Genomic DNA, 15539 nt, shown 5'->3' with positions numbered 1-15539 from the left:
CCTTATTCATCAGGGTTCAATCGGAAAGAAGAACACGAAATTTATCGCGGCAAGTTGGTGACATCGCGCGACTCGTTAACGGTTTGGTGTAAAGATATGACATGCTGAATTTCGAGATGGACTTAACCGCAGAACAGAGAACGCTGCATCCCCGTCTGGGCTGTTCGTAATTTGTGGTTTGCTTATCCAAAATTTTTCCCAATAGGCGGTCGTGATCCAAAACAGCCTCACAGGCGTTCGGTTTTCTCAAGACCGTTCTTTTAGACAGCCCTCAACTGGCGCTTGCGACGCAAGTCGAAAAAATGAACATTCCTGAAGCAAAAGTTTCGAGAATGATCACTGGTGAACATTTCCGTCAGAATTACCTTCTATATTTTTGTCCCTGGCATTACGTGGTCTTGTTTGCAATGTAATGCAGGACAACGCGTTGAACTCATGGAGCGGCTTTGCAGGGCAGTAAAGCCGGAGGCATCGGTTGTCGTTTTTCAAATGCTGGTTGTGTTGTCGGCCCTTATCGATTGGTTTTTGGTGGGCTATTGCAGCATTTTTTAACTAAAAAATAATTGAGGTTAATAAAATGGAAAGGGTAATCAGTAAAAACCGAAAGAGAGAGTTTGCTTATAAAAAGTTATCGCTGGCGATTGTTTTATCTGCGTCGATGTCGTTAGGCCAGGCCGCCGATCTAAACGCCGATTCCGACAAAGACAGCATCGTCGATGTCATCGATAACTGTGTAAAAGTATTTAACCCATTACAGCGTGATACCGACGGTGATGGCTTCGGCAACCGTTGTGACGCCGACTTTGACAACAATAACATCGTGGATGACCGTGATATCAAAAGCCTACTGACACGCTTTAAAACAGATGACCCCGATGGCGATCTTGATGGCAATGGCACCGTCGACGGTGCCGACCTGGAAATCGCTGAGGCTATGTTCAAGCAGCCACCGGGACCGAGCGGTTTTGGGTTTGAACCCAGTTTTGTGAAAGCACCACCGCCAGCGCTGAATAACCAGTTGTTTGAACTCAACAAAGAACGCGAAAACGGCGATAACGCAGCCATTCTGGTGAGCTTTAAGGGCGTGGAAGGTCTGAAGTCGGTTATCCCGTTTAACTTCAGTGGCCGCACCATAGCTCTTAACGACTTAGGCATTCTACCGGACCAAGAACGAGGCGATGGTCTCTATTCGTCGTTCTTTAATTTCGATTTTAAATCGCAACTGCGCAATGAAGAAAAATTCATCAGCCGTGTCGAAAAATTTGGAGGCTCAACAGTCGAATTGTTCTCTGGGCGATCCGTGGTTGGCGCAGCGAAGTTTGAACCCAAAAATCCGCCGACTGGGCAGAAGCCAATTGAGTTAGAGGATGGAACGGTATTAACACCCTTCTTTCCGGCGATCGATTTTACCCCCCTGTTGCCGATGGCACACAATGAAGCTAAGAGCCTGATGGTGACGCATCCGTCGGTCACCGCCGATTTCTCCCGCACATTTGACCCATGTGACGTAGACGGCGACGGCAACCTCGGTAATGTGAATGGCGCTTGGTCCTTTAAAACGTTAATGACCAACATGGCCAATACCTCTATTACCGGCATCAGCGCACAAGAGTTTACGCACAATTGGTTGTTGAACTGGATGAGCCCACAAACCGTGAATGGCTTCACCGTTTTTCAACGAACCAATATGCAAAACTTCTTTGGCGGCTGGGATGGCGTAAACGCCAGCACGCTGGATATGAACAACCTGCCATTCCGTTTGTTGGCTATTGTGAATCGTATCGATCTGGCCAGTACATCTTCTTACGGGCAAACCGGCCAGCCGGGTGAAATTCGTTTCGTGTTTGGCTTGGTCGACCCGGCCAGCCCTTCCTGTACGTCGGGCAACTTAGGGTCTACCCAGGCTATGACGGTAATCTTCGAATACGGTGATACCTCCAGTTTCTGTACGTCGGTGAAATCGCGTGCCAATGAATGGATCGATCTGTCATCTATGGCATTCGGCACGGCCGCTTTTAACGCAGCGCTGCAAGCCATAACCGACGACGTTACCACCGCTAATGCAATGCCCAACAAGCCAAACGGCAGCGCGTTGAACCAATTGCGCACGAACGAAATTGCGTTGTCATTCCCTTGGCAGCTCAGGGAGTTTGTTATCGATGCCGGTAGCGCCAGCCTAGTTTCCGCCACCATTAAGCAAACACCAGATCCAGCCTTGTTTCGCAACAGTTCATTGGTGACCAAACAATTTATGGAAACCAACGCAGACGCTATTTCGTGTGAAAGCCACGTCGTGCCGGATACGTTTGCAGGCAACCCATTCTTAGGGTCGCATGCCGATTATGGTTTCGGCACCGTTTGGACCGCACACCCCACAACAACGATTGTGCCTGGTGCCGGTTTCTGTACTGAAACCACCGCGTCCGGCACTCCAACGCTGGAAGGGACCGTGCGTCATAAATTGTCGTTGAATACCTGCGACGATTGCCATTCAGGAGAAACGCAAACGTCGTTTACCCATGTGAAGCCACAGAGTTTTCCAACCACCTTGTCTGGTTTCTTAACCGGTATTACCGTGCCGGACCCATTGGGTGCTCCGGTTACGCGTGAGTTCGATGACCTCGCGCGACGCGGTCAAATTATGGAAGACTTAGCCGTTAAAAGCTGCAAGAGTGGCGTGTTTGTTCCCGTGTTGATGGACCCTGTAGTGCACTTCCCGCCGATTGACCCTGTGTTTAAAGTAGACCTGCCTCGCTTTAATCCTGAGGTGGTGGACTTCAGCCGGGTACAGCAACGCAGCACGTTTGTGCACTAGGGCATTGCTTTAATAAGTTTTCAGGGCTTAAACGCCCTAACACACATCACGCGACCCTCGGTTGAGGGTCGCCGATAAAGTGAGAATGTCATTTTCAAGGAAGTTATTACCCGTGATGAAAAAAAACACGGGTTGCTCTAATACTTATATTCGTATTTTTGAGAGGTTGCGCTACATATAAATTAAAAGCTGGAGATATCTTAGGGCAACTCTGATTTAATGTTTTGTTCAATTTCTTGTTTTTTCCGTTCACTTTGTGTTTTGATAAAGACAATCTAATTAAATGCTGCACTCCCCCTTGGTGTTAAACATAAGGACATTGAATGGATTCGAATACCTACAGAAAAGTTTTAACACTATTTAGTTTGCAGTATCCGCTCTATTGGTTGGTCCTTGCCCTTAGTGCAGCTTATTTCAGTGACTTCTATGTTTGGTTATTGAATGCTGAAATTTTTGGGGGAAATGGCGGGCCAACATCAATACTTGTTGTGCAGGGGACCTTAAATTTTAGTTTGGTTCTTGATTTAACAGGCGCAGTTTTTTTAATTACTTTACTGCTGCATCGAAGGCTATACCCAAAGGCATTTTACTTTCGTTTGGCTGGTTTTTTTGCTTTTTTGTTTTGGCTCTTATCAGTTTCAAAATACTTACTGTGGTTAGTGTGAAGCCAGTACCTGGCTTTAGATACAAAGCTTTCTACCGTTTATTTGTTTTAAAGTGACGTTTTGTGAAAAAAAATTATGGATAAAGTCTTCATATTGTTGGGCATTTCTCTAATCGGCTACACCGTTTTGGCAATGGTATTCGGGTTTCCGCTCATTACCGATTTCTTGCCCGTCAGTGGGTCAGATGGGAGTTCATTCCAAAAGATTGTTCAATCATCTGAAGCATCTTATGAAAATATAGGCACCATTTTGGCTGGCACAATACTCATATTGTTGCCGTTCATCGTAAAATCTGTAAAGACTAAATGATGCAAAGTCTTTTCTAGCAGCATCTCATAAAAATAAAAATCATCACTCAGCCCGAAAATCCTACGCAGTTTGAAACGGGCAATTGGCTTGAACAATACCTGGAGAAGAGTATGACACAAAACACCCTATTCAATGTTAAGTCGCGATGGATTAACGTCGCGTTGTTCCTCGGTCTATCCGTAACCTACCCTGCACACGCTAGCAACTTTTACCATCTGGAACAGGCGGTAGCCGACGCTCAAGTGCTCGCAATTGCACCTGTGTTTGATTTCGATGGCGACGGTTGTTTCCCTGCGGCGGGTATCAGTCGCGCTGGCGAACAAAACGCGGGACTAGATGCTAGAACGGGAACTTTGGGCGGCAATTGTCGTAACAGTGATTTCCTAAATTATTCCAATACCCTGCATCGTTCACTTTGCGTAGATCAGGGCGGTTCCGAATACTGTGGACACTTTTATTCGCTCTATTTTGAGAAGGATAAAGTATTGTCTGGCTATGATTTATTTGGGCACAGGCACGACTGGGAACAGGCCGCTGTCTGGACGAAGAATGGTGAGGTTACGCATGGCAGCGTTAGTGCGCATGGCGAAATGACCACAAGAGCCATCGCGGATATTCCGCACACCAACTCACACATCCGTGTGGTTTATCACAAAGATGGTATCCGCACCCATTCCATGCGTTTTGCTGGCGCGTCAGAAGCGGCGGAGAATCCCTATCAAGCATTCGTTACGCCACCCGTGATCAGTTGGTTCGAGCTTTACGGTGATAACAAAACAAATACCGAGATGCGTGCATTATTGAATGGGTTTAACTACGGTTCGGCCACCATCCCCTTAAAAGACAGCAATTTTTTAAATAATTTAAATCGGTTTAAACCCGATACTTATCCAGATTTTTTTGAAGGTGAAGACTGTCAATACAGCGCTTGGTTTTCCGAAGAAGGCGGCGCAGGTGCCGTTTGTACAGGTGATCGCGTTGTTACGGGTATTCAATGCTCTGGTCGATACTGCGATAACAAGCGGCTGAAATGCTGCAGTCTGCCAAGTGTCACTCCTCACGGAGGCCAGTGGACGAGTAACTGGATATCGGAAGAATCACCCAACAGTTGGGCATGGGATGACGCCGCTCTGGTGGGTCTTTCCTGCAGCGGCCGATACTGCGACAACCTAAAGCTCATCCTTCGAAATCACCTTGCACCCGCTGGGAGCTGGACCAAAGCCTTTTCTGAAGAGCAAGGCCTTGGCCAATGTGCCAAAGGCAGCTATGTCGCGGGGATCCGCTGTACCGGAGATTACTGCGATGATCTAAGTCTATATTGCCAGCAGCCGTAGCAGAGGTTTGGTCGTCACCTTTAAAAAAAATCGCCAGCACTTCTTTAAGCCATTACCAGAAAAAAAGAAGTGCTGTACTGACACCAGCCGTTTTACACCGGATAGGAAATAATCCCATTGCTCTTCAGAGTCTCGCGCATTAACGTAATCATGCTGCGGCTTTTCTCACTCAAATAAGGCAAAGACGCATAAACCAATTTCACCTGGAGATCGTCAAATCCGATGTTCGTCAGGACTTCCTTCAGTTGTTGATCTTTCAGGCACTTTTCAACCATCACCTTGGGCAATAACGCAATGCCTTTGCCATCGCGCGCTAAATTCCGTAACAAATGCAGGTCTTCACTGTAAACATAGTAAGGAAGTTGACTCGGTAACTGCGTTTTACTGTAACGGTTCCCCAGAATGTGGTGAGTGGATAAGTCTTGTATCGATTCGGGTGTCCCATGTTCCATCAAGTACGTTTCGGTTGCGACAGCCGACACCGGCAAATGGACCAGATGCTGCTGAATATAATCTTCGCTTTTGGGGCGATGATAAACAGGTAAAACTTGGATGTCCGTGTTCGTGCGACGAAGGTCAACCGCCTTGGTTTGGTGCCGAACTTCTACGCGGACATCAGGATAAAGACTGGTGTAGGTTTCAATGACTTGAGTGAAAAACTCGGTGACGCCAAGCACTGGAGGTATCACCATTCGAAGTTTTCCGTGTGGCTGTGATTTCTGGTCTTCAATTAACTCAATCACTTCATTCAGTGTGAGTAGCGGTGTGCTCACTTGCTCGTAAAGCCATTTGCCCTGTTCCGTCAGCTCGATGCTACGTGTGGTACGAATCAGTAACTGATACCCCAGCTTTCGCTCTAAAGCCTGAAGCCTCCTGCTCAGCTTCGAGCGTTGCATGCCAATGGCACCGGCGGCGGCACTGATGCCTTTGTGTCGAACAGTGAGCGCAAATAGGTGTAAGTCATCAAAGGTTGGCATGTTGTCAGCTCTCCAGATGTATGAGACAGGTTCAGCGCTTGATGTAAGTCAATCACTCGCCGTTGTTATTGTCCTGTTTTTAGGTCGCTTGCAGCCTATTTGCAGCTCTACAGACATTTCCTTTTCGTTTTTATACTGAATTTGGTCAATTCGCATATTGATTCAACGCACGAGCAAGTGCTCAAAACACTCATCGTAGGAGGCAGACTATGTTTCTGTTCGAACCCATTCCTTGGTATTCCGCTGTTGCCTGGTTCGTTGTTCTAGGCACACTAATTTTACTTAATGAAATCTCACGGCGTTCAGTCTGGGCAGCAGTGTTCTTCTTCATTGTCTTGCCCATCGTTTTGCCGTTTACACTCTGGCAGCACGATGGCGCAACGGGTGAAAGTGTTGGTACGTGGTTCCACTGGGTAAAAGTGTATTCCGCCATCGCCGGTTGCGTGGGATTCATGCTCATTCGATACACCGATTGGGCTAAGAAATACAAAGCGCTTTTGTTCTTTCCTGCCTTCATTTTAGGTTTGAACATACTAGAAGCGGTAATTCGCGAGTTTCAGGTGTCCACATTTGCGACGAGCCTGCATGACGGTATGGTTATCACTGGCGGGAAATGGAATATTGTCAATGGTATAGCTGGGATACTGAATATTGTTACCATTTGCGGTTGGGCTGGCATCGTCATCAGTCAACGTAAAAGCAAAGACATGCTCTGGCCCGATATGTTGTGGTTCTGGATTATCGCCTATGATTTGTGGAATTTTGCCTATGTCTACAACTGTGTGCCGGACCATTCCTTCTACGCCGGTGCAGCTCTGTTATTAGCCTGTACGATTCCCTCCTTTACGATGGCGAAGGGCGCATGGTTGCAACATCGAGCGCATACTCTCGCGTTCTGGATGATGTTCGTTATGGCGTTCCCAACCTTTGTCGATTCCTCTATGTTTGCGGTTAAGGCTTCGCAAAGTACCGATGCGATGTGGTTCGTATCGCTTCTGAGTATTGTGGCTAACGTCGGTGTTTTCGGTTACCAGATTCGCCGAATTTTTGTCCGAAAACTTAATCCGCTAAAAGACGAGTTGTATACCGATCTCAACGCATACAAAAGTGTGAAAGAAACTGCCGAGCTTTTGGACAACCAAGCAGTGCAGGGGCAACAACAACCCGCGTAATGTTGGTATTCGCGAAAGCAGCGGTGAGTATCCCTCGCCGCTGCTTATCATCGGGTAACGAGGGGAGTTTTTTTGTCGACCGATGGTGTTCCGTGAACAGGGTAAACTCGAATGGTACTTACTTAAGCTGAACTGGTTTATTTTTTCTGCATTTGCGTCAAACAGTAACAAGCCTTTATTGGGAGTTTTTTGCCGTCAAGGGCTGAACCGGTCCGACGATTCGGGCTCGACCTTGCGCAATCCCAACCACCGCCAAAAACGACTGGTCTCACTTCTCAATTCTGTCTTCGACAGGTCGTTCGCGACGGCCACCGAAACGTCGGACCTCCATTCGCGTGGTCGTTTGAAAGGCCGTGGATCAGCCGCATGAGGTGCCATTATGATAGATATTTCTATGGCCGATTTCTGTTATTCCTGCTTTTGCCTAACCATTTAAAGCTATTGCCGATAACGGCGTAAATAACCGCTCCTTCGTATCTGCTTTGGCTGAATTAATTGGCACGTCGCAACGGATTCAAGGGCATGGATGCCCTTGGAAGCGCCGCGCGTGCAGGGATGCACGCTCAAGCGACCGTTCGAACGTAGTGACAATTAGTGAAGAATACCAAAGCGGGCGACAGAAGGGGGGTGCAAGGGGATCTCCCCTTGGAAAGAAAAATCTTCCACAAAATCTTCTGGTTAAAAACGGAACCATAGTCTTCGAAACAGATTTAGTATGTGAAGAAAAAAAACGCAGTGAAACCAAGTCACGCATTGATGCAAATCCCATTGAACGAGCTTAAGTGATTGCCATTCGGTATAACTCCATTTACAGGGTAGTGAAACTTTTCGCCAATAAAATTTCCAGGATGGTGACCAAGCCTGATTGCAGGACAACAATAGCAACGCCAACTTCATCACAGCATCACATACGCTTACAAAACTCACACACTTCCGTAACGAAAACCAAATTTTTTTTAGACCTAATTCGCAAAACAGATTCGAAATTTTTTTATAGTGACATTGCTTCAAAGGATTATGAATGCAACCTTGCCTTAGCCAGGGAAAGGATTTCTGCGCGCACACACGCGCGTTAGTTTGCCCCTCGCTAACGACTACTTACTCGCCTGGTGCGCGTAAAAAACGTTACGTTCACTCAATCCTTTGATAGCACAACTCAATGAAAGCGTTGGTTAGCAAAGGAGAAATGCTATGAAACTAACCCCACTGATTGCCGTACTTCTCGGCATGCTACTCGGTTCCGCACAAGCGACAACCGTTCTATATCAAGACTTTAATGAACTGGTCGACACCAGCCAACACAGCGTGATGGGTACGGTGGCTAAGCTGAATGCTGCGAAAGCCAGCGATGGCGAAATTTACACCACCATTGTGTTGCGCAACGCCAGTGTCATAACCGCCGCCGGTGAAAAGCACGTTGGCAAGCCTGTGCAATTGCGTTTTAAAGGCGGTACGGTCGAACAGCTCGACAAAGCCAAAAATGTGATTGGCGAAGAAACACTGTTAACCCATGGCGCACCCGAATTTGAAGTGGGTGACCAAGTGGTGGTGTTTGTCAGCCACAATGGCGTTGCCGATATGCCTTTCGTTGGCTTCAGCCAGGGCGTGTTTAAAGTGAATGATCGGCAACAGGTGCAAACCGCAAACCGCGAACTGGTGGTTGGCTTTCAGGGCGCAGACCTGATTACCGAAACCGATCATGGCTTAATGGCGCGGGGCCAGTTGTTGGATAACGCCGAGCGAACGGAACATCGCTCATCCGAAGGTGTGATGTTGCTGGAATCCGACGGTGGGGAAGATCGCCTGGTGAACCGTTCGGTCGCTCAGGTAGAACGTGAAACCCTTGAAAAATCGACAGGTAAGGCTGGTAAAGCCAGTTACGCTCCGGTCGATGTGCGCAATTTCGTTTCCATGATTCAGGAACGTAAAGCACAAACCGCAACCTTGAGAGCGAATGCTCAGGTGGATATGTCTGTGGACGATCTGGTGCGTTTACCCGAAGTCGTTCGTGGTAAATCGGCACCTGCCGACGCACCGATGGGCGTAGCTCGCAAGCAAGATGAACAACGCACGGAAGCGATATCGCAGGAAACTCAGTTACCACTGGAACGTCCCGACGCATCAACACAGTCGGACGACGAGTAAAACTCACTGGGTTACAGAAAAAGGAATAATCTCATGAAAAACGTAAAAACATTAGCCGTAGCTGGCGCCGTTGCGGCCGCCTTAACACTGGCTTCACTGGATGTAAATGCCGCCGCCTGGCGCACCTGCGATGGCAAGAAACAACATTGGAAAAGCGACTGGACCAACATGTATTTGTCCACCACTTCATTCCCGATTGGATCCGACTGGGATTTGCACACCCAGTACATGATGTCGGAATGGAACGCGGTTGGCGGCAGTAACTTCAAGTTCTACGTAGGGCGGGATACCGACGGTAGCCACAGCAGTTCCAACGGTAAAAACGAAGTGTATTTCGAGTACAAACCCAGCGAAAGCTACCTGGGTGTAACCCGTTCGCGTTTTAATTGTTATTGGCTGTTTGGTACGCAATACGGTTACACCGAGGCAGACATCGGCATTAACACACGGTATGCGTGGACGCTCAGTGACTTTACCGGCGCCACCACGGGTTCACCCTATAACTATGAGTTGGTGATGTTGCACGAACTGGGTCATGCCTTGGGGTTGCTGCACTCGGATGGCCGCCCAGCCACCATGAACACCTACTACTACAGCGGTGGTCCCATTGGGCATTACAACGACGTAGAACCGCACGGCGATGACCGCTGGGGCTTGCGCCTGCTGTACCCAGACAGCACCACCGAACGGGATGTCTCCGTGTCCCGGTTCTACAACACCGGTGGTGGTTCAAGCAGCACCAACAAAGTGAGAACCACCGGTGGCAGTTGGGTGACGTCGTTGAGTCGTGGCAGCCAGTATGATCTGGAATACACTGTCGAGAACTTAGGTACGCAGACTGAGTCCGCTTACATTCAGTTCTTCATTTCCACGAACTCCTATATTTCCACATCGGATACCTATATTGGTAGCGCGAGCTGGAGTATGCCGACTGGGTCCTACGCCACAGCGGATAAACGCTTTACCGTGCCCAGTGGCCTGGCACCGGGAACGTACTACATTGGCTATCGCGTCGATCCGAATAGTGCCATACCGGAAAGCAGTGAAAGCAATAACTACGTTTCGTTGTTGCATCAGATCACCGTGTATTAAGCGGTGCGGCATCCCGCAATGTCATTCATTGTGCGATGCCGAACACAGAAACAAACCGAAAATTTTTTCATAGTGCACACCGCACAGTGGTGTGCACTTTTTAAGGATGTGACCATGCGCCGTCATTTATCATTTTTTCTCACCGGTACCGCCTGGGTTGTATTGAGCGGTTGTTTACCTTCTGTGGGGTCTACGCAAACCGCAAGTTGCTTGCCGCCAATCGACATGGCGCAGGGTGAACAGGTGTTGTATGCCGTCACACTGAACGACGATCAGTTTTCTCTCCGGTTATTGAAAATAGATGCCGACCACCTGACGCTCACGCGTATTGCAGGCGACACGGAAACGGACATCACTTTAACGTTTCAAGCCGAAGCGACTTGCCCAAACTTTGCGGCTGAGCAGACACTCACCGCCGTTGAAAAGTTCATGGTGTTAAACGAAGTTCCCTTTGCACTGCTGCAAAACCCGGCTGAAGGTGAGACCGACGCGGACGTTACCGCAACCGACGTTCAACAACAGAACCTGAGTTGTTCGGCCAACCCACCTTATGAAACCTGTGAAGCTGATATTCGTATTGAGAATGAAGACTACCACTGGCGAAAAGTCACGCTGGTCGACGGTGCCATGCCCGGCTTTGGCGTGAGTGAGTTTTCTATACACGACGACAGCAAAAAGGTGCTGGATATCGTGATGACGCAATGGAACGGTTTATAACCCAGCCGAAGAAGCACCTACCGGGACAACGTAGCGAATAAACAGCATGTCCCGGTTACGGTACGGCTCGCTTTTAATCTGGAGATTGTTACCGCACACCTCGCCGATTGTCTTCTTCCAGAACGCCAACGCCCCGGTGTTATCCGGCAGTACGCGGGTTTGCCAAGGCCCGGGGTGGCGCGCAACGCATTGTTGAAACGCGCGGGAACCAACGCCCTGGCGCTTGAATTTTCGCATTACAAAAAATTGCCCCATGTCGTATTGCCCGGAACCCTTTGGGAACTGGCGCACCAGCGCAAAGCCCGCCAGCTCTTCGTCTACCCGAATCAAATACGGAAAGTGATTGGGTTCTTGCCAGTAATCCTGTAAACCGGTTACCGAGTTATCCACCGCGAACGAGCCGGAGGCGTCTGGCTGGAAACCGGTGTATTCCGACATATCGTAAAGGTAATACTGAAAAAGGTTGGTGATCAGTGTGTCGTCTTCGGCCGGTGTTATGCTGACATTCATGACTCAGTTGCCCGTATAGTGCTGGTTATTTGCGGAATCTGGGTTACCATGGCCGCCCTTTGTGTTTTGTCACTTATCCCAGATAGCTGGCTTAGCGCTCATCGACTGAGGCCGCCACATGACAAAACTGCGATTAAGTTACCAAACCGTCGAGTTTGGTAAAATTGATATTCATTTATGTACCCTGCGAAATAACCAGGAATTTTCCGACCCGAACGGCGAAGCCGAAGAGCTGGGCATTTCATCGGCCTCGTGGCCGATATTCGGTGTTGTTTGGCCTTCGAGCCTGGTGTTGGCGCACCTCATGGCCGCGTACGATACCAACACCAAACGCATTCTGGAAGTTGGCTGTGGTATGGCGTTATCTAGCCTGCTGCTCAATAAACAGAACGCCGACATTACCGCCACGGACTATCACCCCCAGGTGCAGCATTTTTTAAAACGTAACACCGACCTGAATGAAGACGGCGCCATCGCGTTTGAGCAGGTAGATTGGGCCGCCGAAAACGACACGCTCGGCTTGTTTGATGTGATCATCGGCAGTGACTTACTGTACGAAGATGAGCACATTGAATTACTGTCGAACTTTCTGGCCAGCCACGCCAACCCCGCGTGCGAAATTATTATTGTGGACCCAGGCCGTGGCCGAAAAAACAAACTGGTAACCCGCATGGTGGCACACGGTTTTAAATCTACCGTTGAAAAACCGGCGCATACCGATTATCTGGATAAAGAATTTAAAGGGCATATTCTGCGCTTTGTGCGAGCGCAGTAGCCTGACAGGCAAGCGAATTTTTTAGACATCAATCACAATAAAATAACCCCACACAAAAAATAAATTGTGTTCAATCCTCACCCAGTGTTTTATACAGGTTGGTTTTTCAGAAAATTCAGGAGGCAAATAACGGAAAGAAAGTAGCGTAAAACTAAGCGCTACCCAAGAGTGTGTCACCACTCAAGGGCAGCTAACCACAACCGATATTCGAGGTATCAATTATGGCTAAGTTCAATGGTAAGCTAGAGCACCGCTCGTTCCAAGAAAAAATCTCCCCACAAGGGAAACTAAGCGCAACTAAAAGCGACCTTCAACACCCCGTTGAAGTGAAAAACCCTTGTGACCCCGCAGTAAAACAAACAATGGCCAACCGGCACCGAAACCCACAGATAGAAACCGACCCCGCGTATTTACGCGCCCTACACTGGTGGCGTTTTCGTATCGCCCTGGCGTTGTACACCGGAGCTTTTCCAAATTCGATGCGGCTAAAGCCGTGTTCCGTGACATTCGTGAGTTACAAACAGCTGTTAAAGCAGTACCGAAGTAAAAACAGCCGCTGAACGCCCGCAGTAAAAAACACAGAACACATTGCTTAGCCGCACACCTTGCCTGCGCCCACAGGCAAGGTTTCTGATGCTTAAAAATTTTTAAACAGAAAACGAATTTAAAAAGCGAGACAACCATGTACAAAAAAATCACCAACATCGATGACGAACTGCTGTTCACCCACGCCCACCAACGTGAACTGGAAAAACCCAACCCGGTTTTACTGGACAGCATCGCGCGTGCCGAGCTGTACATCGCCAACACCTTCATCCATTTAAAACACGAAGCCATACACGCACTCATGCTTAGTACTCGAAGTGTATTATTAGAAAGCCGCCCCATTCTCACCGGTAAATTCTCTCTCAAAGAACTCACCACTAATTTACTCATCAGTCATGTTATTCAAGCCAACGCTACGCGTTTAATACTCATTCACCACAACCCCAAAGGAAACTTATCGATCAGAGACAAACACTTGCTGGAAGCCACACGAATAAAAGACCGATTACTGGAATACTCAATCTGGCTGGACGACTTTTTTCTAATTACTAAGGCTGACTCGAATTCCAACCGAATGAACACCACCTCACTCGCCAGACTGGGTTTGGTGTGACAGGTTTTCTGTAGGAGCCTTCGGAGCAACGCGGAGAGGCGATAACTATGCGGGTCGGGCGCCAGCCCGACATCACCTAACCATACCGTTCGCCCTGAGCGCGAAGCAGTCGAAGGGGAAAAGAATTTGTGGGTCGCGGCTTTAGCCCGACATTGCCTAACCATACCGTTCGCCCAGAGCGCGAAGCAGTCGAAGGGGAAATGAATTTGTGGGTCGCGGCGTCAGCCCAACAATCGCCTAACCATACCGTTCGCCCAGAGCGCGTAGCAGTCGAAGGGGCAATGATTTAGGTAGGGCTTTAGCCCAACAAACCAATACCTCTGAGCATTAGCCTTCGGCACAAAGCGCAGACGCACCGATCATGTAGGTTGGGCTTTAGGCCAGCAATTTAGCTCAAAATGCATCGCCATCACCGAAACCACCCCAAGGTACGCGCCGTCTCCCAAATCATGGGTAATCCTTGCCCCTTCACTTACCAAGCAAGCCACAATCGGGCTAAAAAGCCTTTGCGCCGCATTTTCCGGAAATTGCCTGAATACTTAAGCACGCGCCGCAAAACCCCGGCAATATCGAAATATTAACAAGCCGTGTTTTAGACTAACCCCCATGAACAGGGCGTTTCAGGCGCGCGAGTATTTAAAATACTTAGGCATGCGCTCATGTGTAATGACAGCCAAATTGACAAGGGTGTTTGCAGGCTGCAGTATGACCGGCAGAGAGCGATACCGTGGTTCTTTCAGCTAATTACATATGCGCTCTGGAAAAAATAAGCGGTGGCCTAATAAGAAACTGTTATGTGAAGTGAAGGAGTTAGTAGTGGCAGAAAGTAGCATTATTGAAATAATTGATAAGTTCACAGAAGTTTCTAGAAAGTTCGGGTCTTCAACAGTTGACGTTCTTAAGCCATGTAACTCCGACGATCTAGAAAATATTCGGAAACTAGACTCTGTATCAATACCCGGCGAGCTCCATGAATTTCTATCTACCTTGGGGGATGTAGACGAAGATAAAATGGCCGAACTCGATTTATTCGAACCACATCTTGTTTGGGGTATGAGTATAATTCCAGTACAGGAAATCTCAGAGAAGTATAACGACTTCGCTGGATGTGGTGGTGAAGAAAATCCCGACTATTGGCCTTTAGGCTTCCTACCTATCCTAGAGGAAAACAATAGCAACTTTATAGTTATTAATTGTATCGAAAATTCAACTACATACGGTGCAGTATACGATATGAGTGAAGGGGTGGGTTGCAATATGGTATCCAAATCTATTGGTGCGTTTTTGAGCGCTTCAGCCGAAGAGCTAGAAAACGGAATTCGCGTTTTCACAGGTCCGGATTTTTCAGAAATTAAGAATTTTAAGAGCTATCTAAAAGATGCAGCCCCTTTGTTTGGGAATACCCCATATTTTTCTAGGATTGGGAAAATGGACCAACAGATAATTGATTGGTAATAGTTCACATAACAAACGCATGAAATGTCGCGCGTTTAAAGACACCGCTTCGCGGTACGCGCTGGACTCGCAAGCTCGCCATTTATGCGGGCGTTATGAGATAGGGATATGGAAGAAGAATTAAACACTCTTTGCGAATTCAACAGTACGTGGGATCTTATAGAGGTTGTGGTAGTTCGTAGTGCTTCAGGTTGCCCTTTAAATATTAAACTCACTTTTACGAACAAGTTAGAGAATAAATCTTTAGAGTTAATAGGTTGTAAGGAAAGTGATTCGATAGAAAACCTGCTTGAAGCAGACAGAATTAGAATATCAAAGATTGCGGGCTCACAACTGGAGTTCGGAAGCATATGTGTCGAGTGTTTTAGTGACGCATATTGTTATTTTACTTGCGATGGGTTGGCATAATGCACT

13 protein-coding genes are annotated in these 15539 nt (G+C 48.0%); 11 read left to right on the top strand and 2 right to left on the bottom strand.

Going from position 1 to position 15539, the window contains the following annotated elements; translation table 11 throughout:
* The first annotated feature begins 577 nt into the window (after positions 1 to 577).
* From IYN85_RS08865 to IYN85_RS08855, 3 genes are all read left to right on the top strand, one after another.
* A complete protein-coding gene (locus tag IYN85_RS08865; RefSeq protein ID WP_196158544.1) occupies positions 578 to 2815 on the top strand; it encodes a hypothetical protein in 2238 nt (745 codons plus the stop codon).
* A gap of 323 nt (positions 2816 to 3138) precedes the next feature.
* On the top strand, positions 3139 to 3480 hold the full coding sequence (locus IYN85_RS08860; protein ID WP_196158543.1) for a hypothetical protein: 342 nt from the start codon (positions 3139 to 3141) through the stop codon (positions 3478 to 3480).
* Between the two features lie 419 nt (positions 3481 to 3899).
* The gene (locus IYN85_RS08855) at positions 3900 to 5123 is read left to right on the top strand and encodes an NPP1 family protein (RefSeq protein WP_196158542.1); all 1224 of its coding nucleotides are present in this window, start codon (positions 3900 to 3902) and stop codon (positions 5121 to 5123) included.
* 92 nt (positions 5124 to 5215) lie between these two features.
* Here the strand turns inward: IYN85_RS08855 and IYN85_RS08850 are convergent, their stop codons facing one another.
* Entirely contained in the window at positions 5216 to 6100 is an 885-nt protein-coding gene (locus IYN85_RS08850) for a LysR family transcriptional regulator (protein WP_196158541.1), read from the bottom strand.
* A 209-nt stretch (positions 6101 to 6309) separates the two neighbouring features.
* On the opposite strand from IYN85_RS08850, the gene IYN85_RS08845 reads away from it, so the two are divergent.
* The 4 genes from IYN85_RS08845 (at position 6310) to IYN85_RS08830 (ending at position 11226) form a co-directional block, all read left to right on the top strand.
* Positions 6310 to 7272, top strand: a complete 963-nt coding sequence (locus IYN85_RS08845; RefSeq protein ID WP_196158540.1) for a DUF5692 family protein — start codon at positions 6310 to 6312, stop codon at positions 7270 to 7272.
* Between the two features lie 1191 nt (positions 7273 to 8463).
* Positions 8464 to 9417, top strand: a complete 954-nt coding sequence (locus IYN85_RS08840) for a hypothetical protein (RefSeq protein WP_196158539.1) — start codon at positions 8464 to 8466, stop codon at positions 9415 to 9417.
* Between the two features lie 33 nt (positions 9418 to 9450).
* Positions 9451 to 10509, top strand: coding sequence for a CARDB domain-containing protein (locus IYN85_RS08835; protein WP_196158538.1), 1059 nt, complete (start codon positions 9451 to 9453; stop codon positions 10507 to 10509).
* A 114-nt stretch (positions 10510 to 10623) separates the two neighbouring features.
* A complete protein-coding gene (locus IYN85_RS08830) occupies positions 10624 to 11226 on the top strand; it encodes a hypothetical protein (RefSeq protein ID WP_196158537.1) in 603 nt (200 codons plus the stop codon).
* On the opposite strand, the gene IYN85_RS08825 is transcribed toward IYN85_RS08830, so the two are convergent.
* Positions 11221 to 11736, bottom strand: a complete 516-nt coding sequence (locus tag IYN85_RS08825) for a GNAT family N-acetyltransferase (RefSeq protein WP_196158536.1) — start codon at positions 11734 to 11736, stop codon at positions 11221 to 11223. The genes IYN85_RS08830 and IYN85_RS08825 overlap by 6 nt on opposite strands.
* Before the next feature lie 118 nt (positions 11737 to 11854).
* Here IYN85_RS08825 and IYN85_RS08820 point away from each other — a divergent pair, with 118 nt between their 5' ends.
* The 4 genes from IYN85_RS08820 (at position 11855) to IYN85_RS08805 (ending at position 15125) form a co-directional block, all read left to right on the top strand.
* Positions 11855 to 12511, top strand: coding sequence for a methyltransferase (locus IYN85_RS08820; protein WP_196158535.1), 657 nt, complete (start codon positions 11855 to 11857; stop codon positions 12509 to 12511).
* 221 nt (positions 12512 to 12732) lie between these two features.
* Positions 12733 to 13071, top strand: a complete 339-nt coding sequence (locus IYN85_RS08815) for a hypothetical protein (RefSeq protein ID WP_196158534.1) — start codon at positions 12733 to 12735, stop codon at positions 13069 to 13071.
* Positions 13072 to 13193: 122 nt separating this feature from the next.
* Positions 13194 to 13670, top strand: coding sequence for a JAB domain-containing protein (locus tag IYN85_RS08810; protein WP_196158533.1), 477 nt, complete (start codon positions 13194 to 13196; stop codon positions 13668 to 13670).
* Between the two features lie 816 nt (positions 13671 to 14486).
* Positions 14487 to 15125, top strand: a complete 639-nt coding sequence (locus IYN85_RS08805; protein WP_196158532.1) for an SMI1/KNR4 family protein — start codon at positions 14487 to 14489, stop codon at positions 15123 to 15125.
* Positions 15126 to 15539 lie beyond the last annotated feature (414 nt).

The sequence above is a fragment of the Reinekea sp. G2M2-21 genome (genome assembly GCF_015687175.1).
GTDB lineage: Bacteria > Pseudomonadota > Gammaproteobacteria > Pseudomonadales > Natronospirillaceae > Reinekea.
Note: the sequence above shows the minus strand (reverse complement) of the source record. Positions and strands in the feature narration are given on the sequence as shown.